Below are 22,194 nucleotides of genomic sequence, written 5' to 3'. Positions count from 1 at the left end.
GCGAGACAGTCATGAGCGGGGTGAACCTCCAGCCGGGGCGCCGGCCGCGTCGGGCCAGCGCACGGCAAAGCCGTTGGTGTAGCGAAGATCGGCGTAAACGAAGCCGTCGGCATGGCCGGCGATCAGCTGCGGGTAGACGTCGAGGAAACGATGCAGCCGGCGGCCGGCCTGCTCGCGGTCGCCGATCACGATGCGCGCGCCGCTGCCGGTGGTGACACTCCAGCTGCCGCGTTCGGTCAGCGCCACGCCATTGATGCGCAGGTGGGTGCCGGCAAACGCCTTGCTGACATCGGCGTAGAAGCTCACCACCTCGGCCAGCCGCGCATCCGGACCACTCAGGCCGGGCAAGGCGGTCAGCTGATCTACGCCGGGGGCGTCGAACACGCGGCCCTGGCGGCTGATCAGCTGCCTGTCATTCCAGCGCGCGAACGGCTGGCGCTCGTAGATGCGCAGTTGCAAGGTATCGGGCCAGCGCTTGCGCGCCTCCACCGACTCCACCCACGGCAACGCGGCGACAGCCTTCTGCACCGCATCGAGATCCAGCGCGAAGAAACCCTTGCCCAGTCGCGGCAGCACCGCCGTGCGGATCTCGGCAGCAGTGACGTGCTTGAACTCCGCCTGCACGGTCAGCTGGGTCACCGGCCAGCGATCGGCGGCAAACCACCCGCGCAGCAGCCCGACGACCGGCAACGCGACGAGCGCGATGGCCAGGCACCAGGCAGCGAGGCGGATGGGGCCTTTCATGGGGCGCCCCCCTCGGAGCCGCGGGCATGGGCAGAACCGGCGTTTGCGGAATCCCGAATCCCCAAACCCGAATCCCGAGCGAAGCTCGTCTCCAGCACACGCCAGCACAGTTCCTGGTAGTCGATGCCGGCGGCGGCGGCAGCCTTGGGCACCAGCGAGTGCGAGGTCATGCCGGGGGCGGTGTTGACCTCCAGCAGCCAGGGACGGCCGTTGCGGTCGCGCATCACGTCGACGCGGCCCCAGCCGGCGCAACCCAGCGCGTCGAACGCAGCCAGCGACAGCACCGCCAGTTCGTCCGCCGCGGCACCTTCGGCACCGGGGCAGATGTACTGGGTGTCCTCGGCCACGTACTTGGCGTTGTAGTCGTAGAACGCTCCCTTGGGCACGATATGGATGCTCGGCAGCACCTGGCGGCCGAGAATGGCGACGGTGAGTTCGTCGCCCTCGATCAGGGTTTCCATCAGCAGATCGCCCGGATAGCGCTCGGCCAATTCGACCGCCGCGGCCAGGTCCTGCTCGGCGAACACCCGGGTCACGCCGACGCTGGAGCCTTCGCATGCGGGCTTGACGATCAGCGGATAGCCGATCCGCCGCGCCGCGGCGAGCACGTCCGCGCCACGCGGCAGCGCGGCGAAGGTCGGCGTGGACAGGCCCAGCGATTGCCACACGCGCTTGGAGCGGGTCTTGTCCATCGACAACGCCGAGCCGAGCACGCCCGAACCGGTGTACGGCACGTGCAGCGATTCCAGCGCACCTTGCAGCACGCCATCCTCGCCACCGCCGTGCTGGCCGTGCAGGATGTTGAACACACGCGCGAAGTGGCCCGCGCGCAGCGCGTCGAGCAGGGCCGGGATACCGTCGATCGCATGCGCGTCGACGCCGCGCGCGCGCAGTGCGACCAGCACGTTGCGGCCGGAATCCAGCGACACCTCGCGCTCGGCCGAGCTGCCGCCCATGACCACCGCCACACGGCCGAACTGCGCGGGATCGGTGATGCGGGAGGTGCCCGGATTCGTGATTGCGGCCATCATGCGGCCCCCTTCGTCTTGAGTTGGCCGGCGTTCGCCAGCTCGACCGCCGCCGCGCCGATGTCGCCGGCGCCGAGCAGCAGCAACAGGTCGCCGTCGTGCAGCAGGCTGGGCAGGCTGGTGCGGAACTCGCGCGGATGCTCGACCAGCACCGGGTCGACCTTGCCGCGCGCACGCACGGCACGCGCCAGCGCGCGGCCGTCGGCGCCGGCGATCGGCGCCTCGCCGGCCGGGTACACATCGGTCAGCACCAGCACGTCGGCGTCGGCCAGCACGTTGGCAAAATCGTCCAGCAGGTCGCGCGTGCGGCTGTAGCGGTGCGGCTGGAAGGCCACTACCAGGCGCCGCTCCGGCCAGCCGCCGCGCACCGCCGCGAACACCGCCGCAATCTCGCGCGGGTGGTGGCCGTAGTCGTCGACCAGCAGCACGCGGCCGCCATCGATGGCGAGCTCGCCGCGCCGATGGAAGCGCCGGCCCACGCCCTGGAAACCCTTCAGTGCGGCGGCGATCGCCGCCACCTCGACACCGAGCTGCCAGCCGATCGTGGCGGCGGCCAGCGCGTTGAGCACGTTGTGCCGCCCGGGCAGGTTCAGCGTGACCGGCACGGCCGCCGCGCCATCGGGCAACTGCAGTTCGAAATGCATCTCGAAACCCTGCTGGCGCAGGTTCAGCGCGCGCACGTCGGCGTCCGCGCTGTCGATGCCGTAACGGATCACCCGGCGATTGGTGGCCTTGGCCAGCGCGGCCACTTCCGGGTCGTCCACGCACAGCACCGCCAGGCCGTAGAACGGCAGCCGGTGCAGGAAATCGGCGAACGCCTTCTTCACCTCGGCGAAGTCGCCGTGATAGTTCTCCAGGTGGTCGGCGTCGATGTTGGTGATCGCGGCGATCACCGGCGACAGCAGCAGGAACGAGCCGTCCGACTCGTCCGCTTCGGCCACCAGGTACTGGCCGGTGCCGAGCCGCGCGTTGGCGCCGGCCGCATTGAGCTGGCCGCCGATCACGAAGGTCGGGTCGTAACCGGCCTCGGCCAGGACGCTGGCGGTGAGGCTGGTGGTGGTGGTCTTGCCGTGCGTGCCGGCGATCGCGATGCCGCGGCGAAAACGCATCAGCTCGCCCAGCATTTCCGCACGCGGGATCACCGGGATGCGCGCCGCGAGAGCAGCAGCCAGCTCCGGGTTGTCCGGCTTGATCGCGCTGGAGGTGACCACCACGTCGGCGCCGGCGACGTTCTCCGCGGCGTGGCCCACGTGCACGGTGAGGCCCAGCCGCTGCAGCCGCTGCACCGTGGGTGAGCCGGCACGGTCGGAACCGGACACCGCGTAGCCCAGGTTGTGCAGCACCTCGGCGATGCCGCTCATGCCCACGCCGCCGATGCCGATGAAATGCACCCGGCGAAACGTGCTCATCGGGTCCTGCTGGGCGGAGAGCCGGCTCATGCAGCCACCTCCGTGCAGGCGCGCGCGATCACCTGCGCCGCGTCGGGCTTGGCCAGCGTGCGTGCCGCTTCGGCCATGGCCAGCAGGGCGGTTCGATCGCCGAGCAGCGCAGCCAACCGCTGCGCCAGTTGTTGGTTGTCCAGTGCATTCTCCTGCATGATCTCGGCGGCGCCGACCGCCGCAAGCACCTCCGCGTTGCGCGTCTGGTGGTCGTCCACCGCGTACGGAAACGGCACCAGCAAGGCGCCGAGCCCGGCGGCGGAAAGTTCGGCCAGGGTCAGCGCGCCAGCACGGCAGACCGCCAGGTCCGCCCAGCCGTAGGCATCGGCCATGTCGTCGATGAAGGCCACCACGCGCGCTTCCACGCCGGCCTGCGCATACGCCGCGCGTGCCTCGTCGAGGCCACGACTGCCGCACTGGTGCAACACCTCGGGACGCTGCCCGGGTTCGAGTCGGGCCAGCGCCTGCGGCACCGCGAGATTCAGCGCACGCGCCCCAAGGCTGCCGCCCAGCACCAGCAGACGTGGCGCACCCGGGCGATCGGCCATGCGTTGCGCCGGCGGCGGCAGCGCGCCGATCACCGCACGTACCGGATTGCCGACCCACTGCGCCTGCGGCAGCACGCCGTCGAAGCCGGCCAGCACGCGGCGCGCCAATGCGGCCAGCTTGCGGTTGGTGAAACCGGCCACGCGATTCTGTTCATGCACCAGCAGCGGCCGCCGCAGCAGCCACGCGGCGAGACCGCCGGGGCCGGCCACGTAGCCACCCATCGACAGCACGCTGCGCGGACGCAGCCGCCGCAGCAACGCCAGCGAGGCAAGAAGCGCACGCAGCAGCATCAGCGGCGCCAGCAGGCGGGTCTTCCAGCCTTTTCCGCGCAAACCGCCCACCGCCACCGTGTGCAACTCGATCCCGTGCGCCGGCACCACCCGCGTCTCCATCCCGCCGACCGCCCCCAGCCACGCCACCGGCACACCTTGCCCGCGCAGGCATTCGGCCACCGCCAGTCCCGGGAAGATGTGTCCACCGGTGCCGCCGGCCATGATGAGCACCGGTCGCGGATCGGCAAAAGCAGGCCGCGCCCCGCGCCGGTCTTCGCCCATTCCCGATTCCCGCGTCGCGGCGTTCATGCGGCCTCCGCCTCGCGCGGCGTCACCGCGGCATTCGCGTCGGCCACGGTCACGGCTGCCGGCATGCGCGTGGCCATCTGGCGGGCGTCCAGCGCGCGATTGATCTCGAAGGTGGCGCGCAGCAGCACGCCGGCCATGGCACAGGTGAGCACCATCGAGGAGCCGCCGTAGCTGATCAGTGGCAGGGTCAGGCCCTTGGTCGGCAAGGCGCCGAGGTTCACGCCCACCGACACGATCGCCTGCATCGCCAGCATCAGCGACACGCCGAACGCCACGTAGCCGGCGAAGCGCTGGCCCACGTCGACACCCTTCAGGCCCACCTGCAGGCCGCGCCACACGGCCAGCGCGAACAGGCCGATCACCAGCACCACGCCGGCCAGCCCCAGCTCCTCGCCGATCACCGCGAAGATGAAATCGGTGTGCGCCTCGGGCAGGTAGGAGAGTTTCAGCACGCTGGACCCCAGGCCCACGCCGTCCCACTCGCCGCGGCCGATCGCCATCAGCGACTGGGTCAGCTGGAAGCCGTCGTTGAACGGGTCCTTCCATGGGTCGAGGAACGAGGTCAGCCGCTTCATGCGGTAGCTCTCGCCGGTCGCCGCGATGTACAGCAGCGGCATCAGCGGCAAGCCCATCAGGAACAGGAAGATCGGCCGCGCCCCGCCCAGCCAGACCATCGCGATGGTCACCGCGATCACCAGCGTGGCCGAGCCGAAATCCGGCTGCACCAGCAGCAGCAGCACGATGATGCCGGCCACGGCGATCGGCTTGATCAGGCCGAGGAAACGGTTCTCCACGCTGTCGCGGTGGCGTACCAGATAGCTGGCGATGTAGATCACCAGGATCAGCTTCACCGCCTCCACCGGCTGGAACGTGGTCACCAGCAGGTTGAGCCAGCGCCGCGCGCCGTTGATGCGCATGCCCAGGTGCGGCACGAACACCGCCAGCAGCAGCAGGAACGCCAGGGCCAGCAGCGGAAACGCGTACTTCTCCAGCAGCCGCAGCTCCGTGCGCATGGCCAACCCGGCCGCGACCATGCCGATCCCGAGGAACACCAGGTGCCGGCGCAGGAAATAGAACGCACCCAGCTCCTGGCTGTCCGCCACCGCGATCGAACTGGACGCCACCATCACCACCCCGATGCTGGCCAGCCCCACCAGCGCAACCAGCAGCCACGGGTCGAAATGCCCCCGCGGGCCATGGCGACGACGAGCCTGGGAGGCGGCGTCAAACATTTGCTTGCTCCGCTGCGAGGGAATAGGAAATAGGGAATAGGGAATGGGAAGAGCATGCGGGCGCACGGTCGCGACGCACTGCGCGCTCTTTCCCATTCCCTATTCCCGATTCCCTATTCCCGGCTCTCATCAGCGCACCTTCAACGTGGCAAGACCGACCAGCACGAGGACGACGGAGATGATCCAGAAGCGCACGATCACGCGCGGCTCGGGCCAGCCCTTCAGTTCGAAGTGGTGGTGCACCGGCGCCATGCGGAACACCCGCTTGCCGGTGAGCCTGAAGCTGGCCACCTGGATCATCACCGAGGCGGTTTCCATCACGAATACGCCGCCCATCACCAGCAGCACGATCTCCTGACGCACGATCACCGCGATGCAACCCAGTGCCGCACCGATCGCCAGCGCGCCCACGTCGCCCATGAACACCTGCGCCGGATAGGTGTTGAACCACAGGAAGCCCAGCCCCGCTCCGGCCAGCGCGCCGGTGACGATCGCCAGCTCGCCCGCGCCGGGAATCGCCGGCACGCCGAGGTACTCGGAGAACACCCGGTTGCCGGCCACGTAGGCGAACACGCCCAGCGCGCCAGAGACCAGCACCGTCGGCATGATCGCCAGCCCATCCAGCCCGTCGGTGAGGTTCACCGCGTTGGAGAAGCCCACGATCATGAAGTAGGTGATCACCACGAAGAACAGCCCCAGCGGCACCACCACGTGCTTGAACAGCGGCACGTACAGCGCGGTCTCCGCCACAGTGGCGCCATGCACGGCGTGCGGCGCGGTGTAGAACAGGAACAGCGCCGCGCCGAGCCCGAACACCGACTGCCAGAAATATTTCCAGCGGCTGGCCAGACCGCGGCTGTCCTTCAGCACCAGCTTGCGGTAGTCGTCGTAGAAACCGATCGCGCCGAAGCTCAGCAGCACGCCGAGCACCACCCATACGTAACGGTTGTGCACGTCGGCCCACAGCAGGGTGGCCACGGTGACCGAGAGCAGGATCATCACGCCGCCCATGGTCGGCGTGCCGGCCTTGACCAGGTGCGTCTGCGGACCGTCGCTGCGCACCACCTGGCCGGCCTTCAGCGCGGCCAGGCGGTTGATCAGCCACGGCCCGCACAGCAGCGACAGCGACAGCGCGGTGAGCGCAGCCATGATGGCGCGGAAGGTGATGTACTGGAACAGATGCAGGGCGGTGAAATGCCGCGCCATCCAGTCGGCCAGCTCAAGCAGCATCGTTCGCACCTCCGTGGGCGGGCGCGGCAATGAGCGCGGCCACCACCTGTTCCATGCCGGCCGAACGCGAACCCTTGACCAGGCAGGTGACGCCCGCATGCAGCTGCGCGCGCAGCGCGTCGATCAGGGCCGGCTTGTCGGAAAAATGCTCGCCGCCGGCGCCGAACGCCTCCACCGTGGCCGCGCCCAGCGGGCCGACCGCGAACAGGCGATCGACGCCGCGCTCGCGCGCCCGCTCGCCGATGCCCGCATGCAGCGCACGCGCGTCCGCGCCCAGCTCGGCCATGTCGCCCAGCACCAGCCAGCGCTCGCCGCCGGCCAGCAGCAGCGTGTCGATGGCAGCCGCCATGGAACCGGGGTTGGCGTTGTAGCTGTCGTCGATGACCGTCCAGCCGCCGACGGCAACCAGGCGGCGCAGGCGACCGGCCACGCCGGAAACCTGCTCCAGCCCGGCAACGATGGTTTCCAGCGGCACCTGCAACGCCAGCGCCACCGCAGTGGCGGCCAGTGCGTTGGCCACGTTGTGGCGACCGGGCAGCGGCAAGGTCACCTCGGCCTCGCCCGCCGGCGTGTGCAGCATGAAGCGCGAACCGTCGGCGCGCAGTTCGATCGCACCGGCGCGCACGTCGGCCGGTTGCTCCAGGCCGAAACGCAGCGTCTTGCGCGCACCGGCGAGCCCGCCGAAGAAGCTGGCAAAGCTGTCGTCCGCGTTGATGATGGCAATGCCGTCGGCCGGCAAGGCCTGGTACAGCGCGCCCTTGGTTTCGGCCACGCCCTCGATGCTGCCCATGCGTTCAAGATGGGCCGGCGCGATGAGCGTGACGAGGCCGATATCTGGCCGTGCGATGGCAGCGAGATAGGCGATGTCGCCGGGCTTGCCCGCGCCCATCTCGAACACCGCGTATTCGGTGTCGCGCGGCATTGCCAGCAGGCTCAGCGGCAGGCCCAGCTCGTTGTTGTAGTTGCCGCTGCTGACGTGCGTGCGGCCATGGCGCGACAGGATCGAGGCGACCAGGGTCTTCACTGTGGTCTTGCCGTTGGAACCGGTGATGCCGACCACGCGCACGTCGCGTTGCGCGCGCACCGCGCTGGCCAGGTCGCCCAGCGCCACCTCGACGTCGTCGACGCGCAGCTGCGGCAGCGCGCTGTCGACCGGATGCGTCACCAGCGCCGCCACCGCGCCGCGGGCCAGCGCTTCGTCCAGGTAGTCGTGGCCGTCCACGTGCTCGCCCTTGATCGCCGCGAACAGTTCGCCCGGGCGCAGCTTGCGCGTGTCGATCGCCACGCCGGTGATCTCGGCCTGCTCCAACGTCGCGTCGCCGTCGAGCAGGCGACCGTGCAGCCACATCGCGATGGCGCCCAGCCGCATCATGCGTGCGACTCCCGGCCCAGCCGGTCCAGCGCGGTGCGCGCCACTGCCAGATCGTCGAACGGATGCTTGCCGGTGGCGCCGTCCTGGTAGGTTTCGTGGCCCTTGCCGGCAATCAGCACCACGTCGCCGGCGCGGGCCAGCTCCAGCGCGTCGGCAATCGCCACCGCGCGATCGCGCTGGACCGCCATCGCCTTTGCGTCGGCCATGCCGGCCACGATTTGCGCCACGATCGCGTCGCCGTCCTCGCCACGCGGGTTGTCGTCGGTGACGATGGCGATGTCCGCCAGCCGCGCCGCGATCGCGCCCATCAGCGGGCGCTTGCCGGTGTCGCGTTCGCCGCCGCAACCGAACACGCAGATCAGCTTGCCCGCGCAATGCGCGCGCAGGGCGGTCAGCGCCTGCTCCAGCGCATCAGGCGTGTGCGCATAGTCGACTACCACCAGCGGCAGGCCGTGCCATCCGCCCAGCCGGTTCATCCGGCCGTTGACCGGCTGCAACTGCCCGGCCACCTGCACGATGCGTTCGAACGGTTCGCCCAGTGCGCCGAGGCAGGCGATCACGGCGAGCAGGTTGGCGACGTTGAAGCGGCCGAGCAGGTGGCTGTGCAGTGCGCGGCTGCCCCACGGCGTGCGCAATTGAAAGCTGAGCCCGCTGGCCGAAGTCACCACGTCTTCGGCGGCGACATCCGCCGCGCTCTCGCCGGCCGCGCTGAAGCGCAGCACGCGCAGGTTGTCGGGCAGCGTGCCGGCCAGTTCGCGGCCGAAGCCGTCGTCGCTGTTGAGTGCTGCCACGCGCAGGCCCGGCATCGCGAACAGCATGGCCTTGGCCGCGCCGTAGGCTTCCATCGAGCCGTGATAGTCGAGGTGGTCGCGGGTGAGATTGGTGAAGGCCGCCGCCTCGAATTCCACCCCGGCCACGCGCCCCTGCACCAGCGCGTGCGAGGACACTTCCATCGCCACGTGGCTGACGCCGGCATCGCGGAAGCGCGCCAGCAGCGCCTGCACGCTGATCGCGTCGGGCGTGGTGCGCTCGCCTTCGAGCAACTGGCCATGCACGCCGGCGCCCAGCGTGCCGATGGTCGCGGCGCGGTGGCCGAGCGCCGTCCAGGCCTGCGCCAGCAACTGCACGCACGAGGTCTTGCCGTTGGTGCCGGTGACGCCGACCACGCGCATCGACTCGCTGGGCCGGTCGTGGAAGCGCGCGGCGATCTCGCCCACCTGCGCATGCAGGTCGTCGATCCACAGCACCGGCACGTCGAGCGCCGCGACATCCTCGGCCGGGGCTTCGGCCAGCACCACGCGGGCACCACGCTGCACCGCGTTGGCGGCGAACGCGATGCCGTGCGCGCGGCCGCCGCGCAGCGCGAAGAACGCATCGCCGCGGCGCACCTGGCGCGAGTCCAGGGTCATGCCGGACACCACCATGCGCGCCGCCGCCGGGTTTGCCGCCAGCTGCGCATCGGCGATCCCCAGCAGCAGCTGATCGAGGTGGCCGGTGCTCATGGCGTGCCCTCGTCGATCGGCGCGTCGTCGATCGGCGCTTCGACCGGCGGCTTGCTGCCCGCGAGGCCGCCGGCGCCCTGCAGCGGGCCGCCGACGTACCAGCGGCCGATGTTGTCCGGCGGCACGTCGAGCAGGCGCAGCGCACCGCTCATCACGCGCGAGAACACCGGCGCGGAGACCATGCCGCCGTAGTAGCTGCCCTTGCTCGGGTTGTCGACCACCACCACGCCGACCAGGCGCGGGTTGGTGGCCGGCACGATGCCGGCGAATGCCGCGGTGTAGCTGTGCTTGTCGTAGCCGCCGGCGTTGGCCTTGTGCGCGGTGCCGGTCTTGCCGGCGACCGCGTAATTGGCGATGCGCGCCTGCGGCGCGGTGCTGCCGGGGCCGGTCACGGTCTCCATCATCCCGATCAGCTCGTGCGCCACCTCGGGCGAGATGATCTGGCGCGAGGGCGTCTCCGCGTCCTTGATGAAGCTCGGGCCATGCATCAGGCCGTTGTCGGCGATGGTGGCGTAGGCGTTGGCCAGCTGCAGCACGGTGACGTTGAGGCCGTAGCCGTAGCCGAGGATGGCCTTTTCCAGCGGCCGCCAGTCGGCGCCGATGCGCAGGTAGCCGGAGGCTTCGCCGGGGAAGCCGCTGTTGGTGCTGTTGCCGAAACCGAAGGCGCGGTAGGTGTCGTACATCAGCGTGGTGTCCAGATCCATCGCGATGTGCGCCGCGCCCACGTTGCTGGACTTGGTGATCACGCCGGTCGGCGTCAGCAGGCCGTAGTTGTGCGTGTCGTGGATGTCGTGGCCCTGGAAAAACCAGTGTCCGCCGGTGGTGTCGATGATCGGGCTGGTGGGGGTGAACTTGCCGCTGGACAGCGCCGCGGCCATCAGGATCGGCTTGATCGTCGAGCCCGGTTCGAGCACGTCGGTCATCGCGCGGTTGCGGCGCTGGCCGGCGCGGCTGGAGTCGAGCGCGTTGGGGTTGTAGGTGGGCAGGTTGACCATCGCCAACACCTCCCCGGTATGCACGTCGAGGATCACCATCGAGGCCGAATCGGCCTGGAACTTGTCCACGGTGCTCTTCAGTTCGCTGTAGGCCAGGAACTGGATGCGCCGGTCGATGCTGAGGGTGAGGTTGCGTCCCGGCTTGGGTGCGCGCACCTGCTCGACGTCTTCCACCACGTGGCCCATGCGGTCACGGATCACCCGCTTGGCGCCGGGCTTGCCCGAGAGCCAGTCGTCGTAGGCCAGCTCCAGCCCCTCTTGGCCGTGGTCGTCGATATTGGTGAAACCCAGCACGTGCGCGGTGACCCCGCCGGATGGGTAGAAGCGCTTGAACTCGCGCTGGCCGTTGATGCCGGGGATGCCCAGGTCCAGTACCGCCTGCGCGGCTTCGGGCGACATCTGGCGACGCAGATAGACGAACTCGCGGTCCGAGCGCTGGGCCAGGCGGCTCTTCAGCTCGTCCGCATTCACGCCCAGCGCGCGCGCCAGATCCGGGATGCGCTGGTCGTTGTCCAGCACCTCGGAGGGATTGGCCCAGATCGAGGTCACCGGCGTCGACACCGCCAGCGGCTCGCCATTGCGGTCGAAGATGGTGCCGCGCGAGACCGGGATCGGCATCTCGCGCAGGAAGCGCGCGTCGCCCTGGCGCTGGTAGAACTGCTTGCGTACCACCTGCAGGTCGAACGCTCGCGCGACCAGGCCGGTGGCGGTAAGCCCGAGCAGGCCGGCGACCAGATACATGCGCCGGCGCGCGCTGGGGCCGCTCGCCTGGCGGCGACCGCGTGCGGCTGGCTTGGCGTGTTTGCGCATGTCCATCAGCGCAGCAACCGGATGTCTTGCGGGCGCGGATCGACCATGCCCAGCTTCTGCCGTGCCTCGTCGTCGATGCGACGCGGCTCGGCGTAGGTGGCCTGCTCCAGTTCCAGGCGGCCGTATTCGATGTTGAGGTCGTCGCGCTGGTTCTGCAGCTGGGTCAGTTGCACGAACAGCACGCGGCTTTCGTGGCGCGTCCACACCACGCCCAGCGCGCTGGCCACCGCGGCCACCAGCAGGAGTGCGCAGATCACGGTGCTGATCAGCTTCACGCGGCGACCTCCCGCGGCAGCTTCTCGGCCACGCGCAGCACCGCCGAGCGTGACCGCGGATTGGCGGCCAGCTCGGCCTCGGACGGGAATTGCGCCTTGCCGATTGCCACCAACTGCGCCGGCGCCCCCTGCACTGGCGGTCCGCGACGACTGTTCTGCACGCGTCCGGAGTGGTCGCGGATGAACAGCTTCACCGCGCGATCCTCCAGCGAGTGGAAACTGATCACCGACAGCCGCCCGCCCGGCTTGAGCCGTTCCAGCGCGGCGTCCAGACCCTGCCGCAAGGCGTCCAGCTCGCCGTTCACGCGAATGCGCAGCGCCTGGAAGCTGCGCGTGGCCGGATGCTTGCCCGGCTCGCGCCGGCCCACCACGCGCTCGATCAGCGCGGCCAGCTGGCCGGTGCGGGTGAACGGGGTGGCGTCGCGATCGGCCACGATGGCGCGGGCGATGCGCCGGCTGTGGCGCTCCTCGCCGTAATTCCACAGCACGTCGGCGATCTCGCGCTCGCTGGCGTGAGCGAGGAAATCGGCGGCGCTCTCGCCCTGCGTGGTGTCCATGCGCATGTCCAGCGGCGCATCGGCCATGAAGCTGAAGCCGCGCGCGGCCTCGTCCAGTTGCGGCGACGAGACGCCCAGGTCGAGCAGCACGCCGTCGAGCCCGGCAGCGGTCTCGTCCCATTCGGCCAGGCTGGAGAAGTTGGCGTGGCGGATCGCCACCCGTGCGTCGGCGGCAAACTCGGCCCGCGCAGCGGCGATCGCGGCCGGATCGCGATCCATCAACAAGAGCCGGCCGGCCGGACCCAGGCGCGACAGCACCGCGCGCGCATGACCACCGCGCCCGAACGTGCCGTCCAGATAGCGCCCGTCTGCCTGCACGGACAATCCCTCCACCGCCTCGCCCAGCATCACCGGGACATGCTGCAATTGCACCGAGCGCACTCCCGTCCCATCCCGCATGATTCCGCCACGCCCGCGCCTGTGGATTACAGGCGCAGCTCTGCCATTTCGCTGGTGATCTCGTCTTCGCCGATGCTCTGGCGGATCTTGGCCAGGTGCGCCTGCTCGCTCCACAGTTCGAATTTGTTGCCCATGCCGAGCAGCACCGCCTTCTTCTCGATGCCTGTGGTGGCCCGCTGGCTGGCCGGCAGCAGGATGCGCGCGGCACTGTCGGGCTCGACCACGGCGGCGGCGCCGACCAGCTTCATCTGCATGTCGCGATGGGCCGCCTTGACCTTGGGCAGTTGGTTCACCTGATCGCGCACCTTCTCCCACTCGTCATGCGGAAACAGCCACAGGCAACCCGGTTCGAACGGGTTGTAGGTGACCACCAGACGATTGGCGCACTCGCCCGCCACCTGCTCCCGATACGCGGTCGGGATGGCCAGGCGGCCCTTGTCGTCGATGGTGATGGCGGTTTCGCCCTGGAACACGGTCAGCAGACTCCACTAAAACCCACGATTTCACACTGAAAGCCACGATAGTCTCGCCCGGTGAGACTGTCAAGCCGAAATTGCTTGTGAATCAAGGAGTAAAGGTGAAGTCTGAATGTATGTGCAGGATATTCTCAGGAACACCGACAAGGTATTTGAAAGCAGGGAATTTTTTTGCGGCAGCCATGGGTTCGCTTAGCCGCGGTGACCGGCTCTTGGCCCAGCGGGGCGGTGCGCGGGGATGAATCGCCGTTCATCGGCGCGCCAGCCGACGCCGCGACAGGACAGTCGCGGCGTCGGTGCACTGATGAAGAGGTGGAGTCGGCCTGTAAGCCGGGTTCTGTACGTCTTGCGACGCGACAGTCATTCCTCTCGGCCAGGCGTCGCCGCCTGGCTCCAGCAACCTACCCGGGAACAACGCGGGCCGCGTTATCGTTCCCCTATTTGGTCTTGCTCCGAGTGGGGTTTACCGTGCCGTACGGCGTTGGCCCCGTACGCGGTGCGCTCTTGCCGCACCCTTTCACCCTTGCCTGATCCTCTTGCGAGGCCATCGGCGGTCTGCTCTCTGTTGCACTGGCCGTCAGCTCACGCTGCCCAGGAGTTACCTGGCACTCTGCCCTGTGGAGCCCGGACTTTCCTCGATGCGCTTGCGCGCGACGCGACTGCCCGGCCGACTCCGTGGGGAAGTGTAGCGCGATAGCGTCAGTAACATCCCATCACTCGCCGGGAGAGGGTGCCCACAGGGTGGGGAAGGTTCGCCTTCGCGGCAATTAGATCGACAGCCTTTCGAGCTGTCAGGAACTTGATCGAGCTCCCCTCGCTGAGTGAGCAGAGGACAAACAGATAGCGCCAGATGGCCATGAACTCTCACAGGATCGGCGTTCGCCTACACGTAGTGCCGGCATTACCAGCTTCATTTTAAGTTTGTATATGCTTGGTCGATTCCGATACTTGACACCGCATTGGGTGGGGATAGCGTTTTTGAACAGGGGATAAATTAGGAGTATCAAAGATGAGGACTATCAAGATGAAATCCGGGCCTGTTCCGGGCAAAGCGAAAGCCATTGCGCTGACTCTGCTGATAACGTCCATCGGTTTGGGTAGTACGGCATTTGCGGCATCGTCCGCACACAGCAAGACTGGAATCCAAGGTACCGTCGTCGCGGCGACTACCCAAACCCAGTCATCGTCCGCAGGCTTCGAACTGGACTACTTCCACGCCGAAAGAGTATCCAAGACCTACGCCATTCGGCTCAAAAATGGATTAAGTGCTTCGTTTGACTTCCAGAATGGCACCGCCACACTAACGGATGTTACGGGGCACCAGACAACGCTCCCACTGGAGCAGGTTCTGCTGCAAGCCACTAATGGTAATAGCCAAGCGGCTGCCCAGATGTACGATCAATTGTATCAGTCCATCAGCGCCGCCAAGTCCGACGCGATCATGGCGCATGCAGGACCAGCGAGCGCTAGCGCCAACTTTCGTCAGCCGATTGGCGGAACAAGGAACGTCAGTCCGAATTTTTTCTTTCCGCCACCACGCGATACGGGCGGGCTTGGCGACGACGACGGTTCACTGTGGGCCACTCCAACCGGTGGCGACTGCTTCCCCATCCCTGGTTCATGCAACGAATGGTCGGGAGGCTTGTCAGACTGGGGTCCTGGCGGGATGTCAAATTGGGGCTCGTACAACCTCTGGTGGGGCAGTGCCTTCGGAGATCCTCCGCCGACTTCTCAACCGCCGCGCCCCGACGGGTGTGCTCCCAACGACATTGATTGCATCCTTTGGGAACACGACCGAAAAAACGCATGTGACGAGTTGGTATCGGACAACTTGTCTCAAGGCGGAATGGATGTAGCCACAGGGGCTATGTGCGCAGTCGCAGAGACCCCGCCCACAGCTCTGGGTTGTCTGGGCGCATTCATCACATGGGGAGTAGGCTTGCACACATTGCACAAACATACCGAGCAATGCCACACCCCTTATCCGGGTCCAGGCCACTGAATTCTCTACCACGAACAGCACGGTCGTAAATCTGCATGGCTTATCCGACAAAAAATCCGGTTTCCCCGCAACATGCCAGCAAGCCGACGACATGGCGACGATGGGTCTTCTGGCTTGGATTTTTGACTCTAGTTATCATTAACGGCGTAGCGGCGTTTCGTCATCGCCGTAGCGGCGAAGATTGGCTTTCAGCCTTCGGATTCGCGTTTGACCGGGACCTTCTCCAGATCTTGGGCGACGCCGCCGTCCCGCTCATCGGGGTTGTGTTCATCCGCGTGCAAGTGATGAGGCTGCCGCCAAGCCGAGAGAAAACCGTCCTGACTTGGCTGACCTGGTCGCTCTTCCTATTTTTGTTAGCGTGGTGGTCACTGCATATTGCACTTTTTGGATCACTGTAGAACGCATTTGAGAAGCGGCAGTTCCGTACTACGCAGAAACTGCCGTTCACACGAACGCGCCGCCGCCCCGGCCCGAGGGTCGAGACGACGGCGGGTGCGCGATGAGGTGGAGTCGGCCTGTAAGCCGGGTTCTGTACGCCTTGCGGCGCAACAGTCATTTCTCTCGGCCAGGCGTCGCCGCCTGGCTCCAGCAACCTACCCGGGAACAACGCGGGCCGCGTTATCGTTCCCCTATTTGGTCTTGCTCCGAGTGGGGTTTACCGTGCCGTACGGCGTTGGCCCCGTACGCGGTGCGCTCTTGCCGCACCCTTTCACCCTTGCCTGATCCTCTTGCGAGGCCATCGGCGGTCTGCTCTCTGTTGCACTGGCCGTCAGCTCACGCTGCCCAGGAGTTACCTGGCACTCTGCCCTGTGGAACCCGGACTTTCCTCGATGCGCTTGCGCGCGACGCGACTGCCCGGCCGACTCCACGGGGGAGTGTACCCTGATGGGGATGGCGGCAGGAACATCCGCTCTCCCGCTGGACAGTGCCCGCAAGACAGGTGAGAGTGCCCCTTGCCGCAAAGACCTCGACGGCCTTGTCGTGTTCTCGGTCGAGCCTCGCTCACCGAATGAATAGAGGAGAGGCAGACACCGCCAGATGGCTTTGCCCCAGGCAATGCCACACTCCGTACCCAGACCATTAGTCTTCCGGGCACTTCGATATATATGAAAAATACATTGCAAAAGCCGAACAATGTAACCAAGCCTGCGAAACCAGCGATTGGTCACCGCCCCGGATTCTGGTGGACAGTGGGGATTCTTCTATTCGTTATATCGATCTTTGTACCTGCGTACAAACTTCACCAAAGCGGCGAGGACTGGCTGTCGGCGTTCGGATTACCGCTCGATAGGGGTTTTTTCCGCCTTATCGGCGACGCTGCAATCCCGATATTCACGATCACGTTGATTTTGCAACAAGTGAGGAAGCTGACGCCGAGCCGGGAGAAAACCGCATTGAACTGGCTTGGTTGGTCGCTCTTCGCCTTTCTGCTCGTGTGGTGGTCCCTTCTGGGGAATATGGTTTTCGGACCATAGCAACGGGGAACGGGGGGAAGCCAAAGCTCGCGCGCCGCGCTTTTCCGATTCCCTATTCCCCATTGCCTATTGCCCGCTCGCCATACAAGAGCTTCCGCGGCGCCCCGCTGATCGCCGCCGCCAGCTTCGCGGCCTTCGCCGGCGGCAACTCCTCACGCAGGATTGCGAAGATGCGCTTGCCTTCGGCGAGTTTCGCGTCGGCTTCCTCACCGCGCCCCGCGACCACGATCACATGCTCGCCTCGCTGCTGATCGGGGTCGGCGGCGACACGTGCCGCCAGCTCCGCCAGCGGCTCGCCCAGCACGGTTTCGAACATCTTGGTCAGTTCGCGCGCGAGCACGGCTTCGCGCTCGGCGCCGAACACGTCGCGCATGTCGGCCAGGCTTTCGGCGACGCGGTGCGAGGACTCATAGAAGATGATCGTGCGCGGCTCGCCGGCCAGTTCCCGCAGCCGGCTGCGGCGCGCGGCGGCCTTGGCCGGCAGGAAGCCCTCGAACACGAAGCGGTCGCTGGGCAGCCCGGCGACGGACAGCGCGGCAATCGCCGCGCAGGCACCCGGTATCGGCGCACAGCGGATGCCTGCCGCGCGCGCCGCGCGCACCAGGCGGAAACCCGGATCGGAAATCAGCGGCGTGCCGGCGTCGGAAATCAGCGCCACTGATTCGCCGCCCTGCAGGCGCGCCACCAGCGCATCGACCACCTCGCGCTCGTTGTGGTCGTGCAGGGCGACCAGCGGCGTGGCGATGCCGTGATGGAGCAACAGCGGGCGACTGTGGCGAGTGTCTTCGGCGGCGATCAAGGCCACCGCGCGCAGCGTCTCGATGGCGCGGGCGGACAGGTCGTCGCGATGCCCGATCGGCGTCGCCACCACCCACAGGCAGCCGGGTTGAACACGGGACATCGGACACTCCATGGGCCGGCGGAACGATCGGCTATCATCGCGCATTGACGACCATGACGACCAAGGGATTTCCCATGCGCTTCATGCGCCTCGCGCGAGTCATCCTCACGACCCTGCTGTTCGCGCTCGCACTGAATGCGTGCGTGCCGACCGGCGCAGTGCGTTCGCCGGCCGAAATCGCCGCCGCGCAGCACGCCAGCGCGCTGGCGCAGCAGGGCCAGTTCGACCAGGCCGCCCAGGCCTGGCTGCAGCTTGCCGCGCAATCGTCCGCGCACGCAGACAGTTATCGCCTGCAGGCCGCCGAGGCATGGCGCCAGGAAGGCCGCATCGAACAGGCCGCGCCGGTGCTGGACAAGATCCGGCGCGAGCGGCTGAGCGGCGACGAACCGCTGCGCCTGGACCTGCTGCGGGCGGAGTTGGCGCTGGACCAGCACGACGCGCGCACCGCCCTGCGCCTGACCAGCCAGCCGAACGTGTCCGTGCCGCCTTCGCTGCAGCTGCGCCTGCTGGAACTGCGCGCCCGCGCCATGAAGGATTCCGGCGACCTGTGGGGCGCCGCGCGCACCCGCGTGCAGATGGATGCCGAACTGCAAGGCTTCGACCAGGCGCAGAACCGGCGCCAGGCGCTGGATCTGCTCGCCAGGCTCGGCATCGCGCCGCTGCAACACCGCGCCGCCGCGATGAAGCCCGGCGACCGCATGCTGCCGTGGATCAACGAGGCCCTGCGCCAGCTCGGTGTCAGCGTGGCGCAGCCGCAGCCGGAATTGCAGCAAGCGGTGGGCATGCTGCTGCCCGAAGCCGGCGCCAACGTGCGCGAAGGCTACAAGGTGCCGGCCCAGGTCGCCCTGCTGTTGCCGGCCGATGGCGACTACGCCGCCGCCAGCACACCGATCCGCCAGGGTTTCTTCGCCGCCTATTTCGATGCGGGCCGCAACCACGCGCCGCGGCCGACGGTACGCAGCTACAACAGCCACGGCACGGCCGACGGCGCGGTGCAGGCCTACCAGCAGGCGGTGCGCGACGGCGCCCGGCTGGTGGTCGGCCCGTTGACCCGCGGTGAAGTCGCGGCGGTGTTCGCGCTGCCGCAACTGCCGGTGCCGGTGCTGGCGCTGAACCACCCGGACGACCGCCAGCTGCCCGCCGGCAACGCCAGCGAGTTCGGCCTGCTGCCGGAAACCGAGGGCGCGCAGGCCGCCGACCACATGGCCGAGCGCGGCCTGCTGCACGCCTACGTGATGATCTCCGGCGACGACTTCGCGCAACGCGCGGCGAGCGCATTCAAGGCCGAGCTGATCTCCCGCGGCGGCGACGTGGTGGCCATGACGGTGCTGCCGAGCGGCGCCACCAGTTTCGCCGACGCGATCAAGAACCTGCAGTTGCCCACGGCCAGCGCGGCACCGGCGCCGGCCGCCGCGACAAGCACCGCCGACGCCGCGACGGCGACGCCCGCCGCCCCCGCCGATACCGGCATCTTCATCAGCATGCGCCCCAACCAGGCGCGGCTGCTGATGCCGCAACTGCGCATCGCCCAGGTCCAGCTGCCGGTGTTCGCCACCTCGCACGTGTACGCCGGCAGCGACGACGCGCCAGCCAATCGCGACCTGGACGGCGTCGAGTTCTGCGACGCGCCCTGGCTGTTCGACGCGCAGCCCGGCCTGCCCGACCGTGCGGCGATCGCGGCGAAGCTGCCCGCCGCCCGCGATGGCGCCGCGCGCCTGTTCGCGTTCGGCATGGACGCGTGGAGCCTGGTGCCCTACCTCGACTGGCTGAAGGCGCATCCGGGCAGCTACATGCCGGGCGCCACCGGGCAGCTGGCCGCCGATCCGTTCGGCCGCATCCGCCGCGTGCTGACCTGGGCGAAGTTCGAGAATGGCGTGGCGCGCCCGCTCAGCGGCAACCTGCAGATCGACTCGGTACCTTCGCCGCCGCCGGCGGCGCCGGCGCCGGCCAGTTCCAGCGCCGACGCCAACCCCGCCGGCTGATGCGCGCGGCCGGCGACGACTTCGAACAGCGCGCCTGCGTCGCGCTCGAACGCGCCGGCCTGAAGCTGCTGGCGCGCAACTACACCACCCGCCACGGCGAACTGGACCTGGTGATGCGCGATGGCGACACCGTGGTCTTCGTCGAGGTGCGCTACCGCAAGAGCGCCAGCCACGGCGACGCCGCCACCTCGGTCACCGCAAGCAAGCAGGCCAAGCTGATCCACGCCGCGCAGCACTGGCTGGCCGCCCACCCGCAGCATGCGCGACGCCCGTGCCGCTTCGATGTGGTCAGCTACGACGGCCCGGTCGGCGCACTGCAAAGGCAATGGTTGCGTGGTGCCTTCGAGGCGGGTTGAGTCCGGCGCGGTGCGATAATCGCGGCATGGCCCTGCCCGTCCCCCTGTTCGACACCCTGCGCGCGATCTTTCCCGGCGACGCGCTGGACAGCGGCGACGACGCCCTGCGCACCGCGGCGGGCGACTACTCGCGCCATGCGCACCGGCCGGACGTCGTGGTCTATCCCGCCACGCACGCGCAGGTGGAGTCACTGGTTCGCGCCTGTCGCGAGCATCGCGTGCCGCTCACCGCGCGCGGCGGCGGCACCAGTTCCACCGGCGCTTCGGTGCCGCTGGCCGGCGGCGTGGTGGCGAATTTCCAGCGCATGGATCGTATCGTGCGCATTGCGCCAGGCGATCGCCTCGCGGTGGTCGAACCGGGCGTCACCAACGAGGCCTTGCAGCAGGCGCTGGCCCCGCACGGGTTCTTCTGGGCGCCCGATCCGGGCTCGGCACCGTGGTGCACGATAGGCGGCAATCTCGCCTGCAACGCAGGCGGACCGCGCGCGCTGAAATACGGCGCCACCCGCGACAACGTGCTGGGCTTGCGCGCCGTGGCCGGCACCGGCGCAGGTTTCGCGGCCGGCACGCACACCACCAAGGATTCCACCGGCTACAACCTCACGCGCCTGATCATCGGCTCGGAAGGCACGCTGGCGCTCGTCACCGAGGCCACGCTCAAGCTCACGCCCCGGCCCTCCGCGGTGCGCTCGCTACGCGCCACCTATCGCGACACGGCCAGCGCGGCGCAGGCGGTCGCGCGCATCATGGCGCAGCCGGTGACGCCCGCGGCGCTGGAATTCATGGATGCGCTGGCGCTCAAGCTGGCGCGCGACCACGCGCCGGACGCGGACGTGCCGCAGGCGGGCGCGCTGCTGCTGATCGAGGTCGACGGCACGCCGGAAACCGTCAGCTTCGCGCAGGACGCCGTGGCGCGCGCCGCGCGCGGCGAAGGCCTGATCGCGCTGGACATCGCGGCGGACGCCAGCGAAAACGCCGCGCTGTGGGCCGCGCGCAAGGCGCTCTCGTTCGCCCAGCGCGCGGCGACCCAGCACAAGATCAACGAAGACGTGGCGGTGCCGGTGAGCCGTCTGCCCGAACTCGTCGCCGGCGCGCAGGCGCTGGCCGCCAAGCATGCGGTCCCGCTGGTGTGTTTCGGCCACGCCGGCAACGGCAACCTGCACGTGAACCTGCTGCCGCGCGACGTGGACGAGATCGAACGTGGCTACGCCGCACTGCCCGAACTGTTCGCGCTGGTGATCGCGCTGGGCGGCACGCTGTCGGGCGAGCACGGCATCGGCGTGGTGAAGCGCGACTACCTGCCGCTGGCGCTGGGCGAGTCGACCATCGCGTTGATGCGCTCGCTCAAGGCCGCGTTCGATCCGGATGGCATCCTCAACCCCGGCAAGGTGGTTTGAGGGCCGGTAATGGGGAACAGGAAACAGGGAATGGAGAAGACGAAGAAAAAGCCAGGCTTGATGCAGCAGCAGCACGCCATGGATACCCTGCTGGCGGAGATCCGCTGCGGCCACACCTGCGCGATGCAACAGCCGCCGGGGCGGCGGCCGGTGCTGCAGGCTTCCGTGCGGTCGCGCCTGCTGATTGTCAGCCAGGCGCCGGGGCGCAAGGTGGAGGAGAGCGGCATCCCCTTCGATGACGTCAGCGGCGAACGCCTGCGCGACTGGCTGCAGATCGACCGCGACACGTTCTATGACGCCGAGCGCGTGGCGATCGTGCCGATGGATTTCTGCTATCCCGGCAAGGGCAGGAGTGGCGACCTGCCGCCGCGGCCGGCATGCGCCGCGATCTGGCATCCGCGCCTGTTTTCGTTGCTCACCGGCGTGCAACTGACGCTCGCCATCGGGCAGTACGCGCAAGTCGGCATGCTCGGCGACGCACGCGATGCCACGCTCACCGACACCGTGCGCAACTGGCGCACGCACCTGGCCCGCGGCGTGCTGCCGCTGCCGCATCCGAGCCCGCGCAACCGGCCGTGGGTGATGCACAACCTGTGGTTCGAAGCCGAGTTGCTGCCGGTGCTGCGCGAGCGCGTCGCGGGCGCGCTGAACACCGTCCCCGAACCAGGATAGCCCGCAGGAGCCCGCTCGCGGGCGATGCTTTTGGGGCCGGATCAGGGATTCGCAATTCGCAAAGGCGAGAGCAAGGGTATCGCCCGCGAGCGGGCTCCTGCGGGCGGCGCGACGGCTTCCGTTGCAACGTGCCTTGCCGGTTTCCGGGGGATTCTCTAACCTGCCCCGCTACAACATCGTGGCCACGGGGCCGACCCCGGCCTTGCAGGGGAACCCTCGT

General features: G+C 68.3%; 20 protein-coding genes and 2 other RNA genes. 7 read left to right on the top strand and 15 right to left on the bottom strand.

The genetic code is table 11. The annotated features are described in order from the left end of the window. Nucleotides 1-9 precede the first annotated feature (9 nt). The 13 genes from ACVCMG_RS13815 to rnpB (ACVCMG_RS13755) all read right to left on the bottom strand — a co-directional run bounded on the left by ACVCMG_RS13815 (nucleotide 10) and on the right by rnpB (ACVCMG_RS13755) (nucleotide 13,864). The gene (locus ACVCMG_RS13815) at nucleotides 10-744 is read right to left on the bottom strand and encodes a cell division protein FtsQ/DivIB (RefSeq protein WP_395120097.1); all 735 of its coding nucleotides are present in this window, start codon (nucleotides 742-744) and stop codon (nucleotides 10-12) included. Further along, the gene (locus tag ACVCMG_RS13810; protein WP_447114381.1) at nucleotides 741-1,775 is read right to left on the bottom strand and encodes a D-alanine--D-alanine ligase; all 1,035 of its coding nucleotides are present in this window, start codon (nucleotides 1,773-1,775) and stop codon (nucleotides 741-743) included. The genes ACVCMG_RS13815 and ACVCMG_RS13810 overlap by 4 nt, the downstream gene beginning before the upstream one ends. Beyond that, entirely contained in the window at nucleotides 1,772-3,211 is a 1,440-nt protein-coding gene (gene murC / locus ACVCMG_RS13805; RefSeq protein ID WP_447114380.1) for a UDP-N-acetylmuramate--L-alanine ligase, read from the bottom strand. Before murC ends, ACVCMG_RS13810 begins: the two co-directional genes overlap by 4 nt. Then, on the bottom strand, nucleotides 3,208-4,314 hold the full coding sequence (gene murG / locus ACVCMG_RS13800; RefSeq protein ID WP_395121242.1) for an undecaprenyldiphospho-muramoylpentapeptide beta-N-acetylglucosaminyltransferase: 1,107 nt from the start codon (nucleotides 4,312-4,314) through the stop codon (nucleotides 3,208-3,210). Before murG ends, murC begins: the two co-directional genes overlap by 4 nt. Nucleotides 4,315-4,337: 23 nt before the next feature. Beyond that, nucleotides 4,338-5,573 carry a putative lipid II flippase FtsW gene (gene ftsW / locus ACVCMG_RS13795; protein ID WP_447114379.1) on the bottom strand — a complete coding sequence of 412 codons (1,236 nt, stop codon included), beginning with the start codon at nucleotides 5,571-5,573 and terminating at the stop codon, nucleotides 4,338-4,340. A gap of 129 nt (nucleotides 5,574-5,702) precedes the next feature. Then, nucleotides 5,703-6,803 (bottom strand): phospho-N-acetylmuramoyl-pentapeptide-transferase, encoded by a 1,101-nt coding sequence (mraY, locus tag ACVCMG_RS13790; RefSeq protein WP_395120100.1) that lies wholly within the window; start codon nucleotides 6,801-6,803, stop codon nucleotides 5,703-5,705. Next, nucleotides 6,793-8,175 (bottom strand): UDP-N-acetylmuramoyl-tripeptide--D-alanyl-D-alanine ligase, encoded by a 1,383-nt coding sequence (locus ACVCMG_RS13785; RefSeq protein WP_447114378.1) that lies wholly within the window; start codon nucleotides 8,173-8,175, stop codon nucleotides 6,793-6,795. The genes mraY and ACVCMG_RS13785 overlap by 11 nt, the downstream gene beginning before the upstream one ends. Further along, the gene (locus tag ACVCMG_RS13780; RefSeq protein WP_447098153.1) at nucleotides 8,172-9,677 is read right to left on the bottom strand and encodes a UDP-N-acetylmuramoyl-L-alanyl-D-glutamate--2,6-diaminopimelate ligase; all 1,506 of its coding nucleotides are present in this window, start codon (nucleotides 9,675-9,677) and stop codon (nucleotides 8,172-8,174) included. The genes ACVCMG_RS13785 and ACVCMG_RS13780 overlap by 4 nt, the downstream gene beginning before the upstream one ends. Continuing rightward, nucleotides 9,674-11,488, bottom strand: coding sequence for a peptidoglycan D,D-transpeptidase FtsI family protein (locus ACVCMG_RS13775; protein WP_395120103.1), 1,815 nt, complete (start codon nucleotides 11,486-11,488; stop codon nucleotides 9,674-9,676). The genes ACVCMG_RS13780 and ACVCMG_RS13775 overlap by 4 nt, the downstream gene beginning before the upstream one ends. Then, a complete protein-coding gene (gene ftsL / locus ACVCMG_RS13770; protein WP_395121244.1) occupies nucleotides 11,488-11,748 on the bottom strand; it encodes a cell division protein FtsL in 261 nt (86 codons plus the stop codon). The genes ACVCMG_RS13775 and ftsL overlap by 1 nt, the downstream gene beginning before the upstream one ends. Nucleotides 11,749-11,753: 5 nt before the next feature. Further along, nucleotides 11,754-12,713, bottom strand: coding sequence for a 16S rRNA (cytosine(1402)-N(4))-methyltransferase RsmH (rsmH, locus tag ACVCMG_RS13765; RefSeq protein WP_447114377.1), 960 nt, complete (start codon nucleotides 12,711-12,713; stop codon nucleotides 11,754-11,756). Between the two features lie 26 nt (nucleotides 12,714-12,739). Continuing rightward, nucleotides 12,740-13,186, bottom strand: a complete 447-nt coding sequence (gene mraZ, locus ACVCMG_RS13760; protein WP_395120105.1) for a division/cell wall cluster transcriptional repressor MraZ — start codon at nucleotides 13,184-13,186, stop codon at nucleotides 12,740-12,742. 313 nt (nucleotides 13,187-13,499) lie between these two features. After that, nucleotides 13,500-13,864: RNase P RNA component class A (gene rnpB, locus ACVCMG_RS13755), an RNA gene on the bottom strand. 334 nt (nucleotides 13,865-14,198) lie between these two features. On the opposite strand from rnpB (ACVCMG_RS13755), the gene ACVCMG_RS13750 reads away from it, so the two are divergent. Both ACVCMG_RS13750 and ACVCMG_RS13745 read left to right on the top strand, forming a co-directional pair. Then, a complete protein-coding gene (locus ACVCMG_RS13750; RefSeq protein ID WP_447114376.1) occupies nucleotides 14,199-15,191 on the top strand; it encodes a hypothetical protein in 993 nt (330 codons plus the stop codon). Nucleotides 15,192-15,226: 35 nt separating this feature from the next. Further along, nucleotides 15,227-15,589, top strand: a complete 363-nt coding sequence (locus tag ACVCMG_RS13745) for a hypothetical protein (protein WP_447099740.1) — start codon at nucleotides 15,227-15,229, stop codon at nucleotides 15,587-15,589. Nucleotides 15,590-15,693: 104 nt separating this feature from the next. Here the strand turns inward: ACVCMG_RS13745 and rnpB (ACVCMG_RS13740) are convergent. Beyond that, nucleotides 15,694-16,058, bottom strand: an RNA gene (gene rnpB, locus ACVCMG_RS13740) — RNase P RNA component class A. 239 nt (nucleotides 16,059-16,297) lie between these two features. On the opposite strand from rnpB (ACVCMG_RS13740), the gene ACVCMG_RS13735 reads away from it, so the two are divergent. Next, nucleotides 16,298-16,666, top strand: coding sequence for a hypothetical protein (locus tag ACVCMG_RS13735; RefSeq protein WP_447114375.1), 369 nt, complete (start codon nucleotides 16,298-16,300; stop codon nucleotides 16,664-16,666). A 52-nt stretch (nucleotides 16,667-16,718) separates the two neighbouring features. Here ACVCMG_RS13735 and rsmI read toward each other — a convergent pair whose 3' ends face one another. Beyond that, on the bottom strand, nucleotides 16,719-17,567 hold the full coding sequence (gene rsmI / locus ACVCMG_RS13730) for a 16S rRNA (cytidine(1402)-2'-O)-methyltransferase (protein ID WP_447114374.1): 849 nt from the start codon (nucleotides 17,565-17,567) through the stop codon (nucleotides 16,719-16,721). Nucleotides 17,568-17,641: 74 nt separating this feature from the next. On the opposite strand from rsmI, the gene ACVCMG_RS13725 reads away from it, so the two are divergent. From ACVCMG_RS13725 to ACVCMG_RS13710, 4 genes are read left to right on the top strand one after another with little or no spacing between them, the layout of a single operon-like run. Beyond that, a complete protein-coding gene (locus ACVCMG_RS13725; RefSeq protein WP_447099737.1) occupies nucleotides 17,642-19,549 on the top strand; it encodes a penicillin-binding protein activator in 1,908 nt (635 codons plus the stop codon). Further along, nucleotides 19,549-19,905 (top strand): YraN family protein, encoded by a 357-nt coding sequence (locus ACVCMG_RS13720; protein ID WP_447114373.1) that lies wholly within the window; start codon nucleotides 19,549-19,551, stop codon nucleotides 19,903-19,905. The genes ACVCMG_RS13725 and ACVCMG_RS13720 overlap by 1 nt, the downstream gene beginning before the upstream one ends. A 26-nt stretch (nucleotides 19,906-19,931) precedes the next feature. After that, entirely contained in the window at nucleotides 19,932-21,302 is a 1,371-nt protein-coding gene (locus tag ACVCMG_RS13715) for an FAD-binding oxidoreductase (RefSeq protein ID WP_447114372.1), read from the top strand. Between the two features lie 30 nt (nucleotides 21,303-21,332). Continuing rightward, complete coding sequence (locus tag ACVCMG_RS13710; protein WP_447098146.1) at nucleotides 21,333-21,974, top strand: uracil-DNA glycosylase family protein; 642 nt, start codon at nucleotides 21,333-21,335, stop codon at nucleotides 21,972-21,974. The last annotated feature ends 220 nt before the right edge of the window (nucleotides 21,975-22,194 follow it).

The sequence above is a fragment of the Rhodanobacter sp. UC4451_H18 genome (assembly GCF_052978225.1).
The sequence above is the reverse complement of the archived record's forward strand: the minus strand, read 5'-3'. Positions and strand labels throughout refer to the sequence as shown.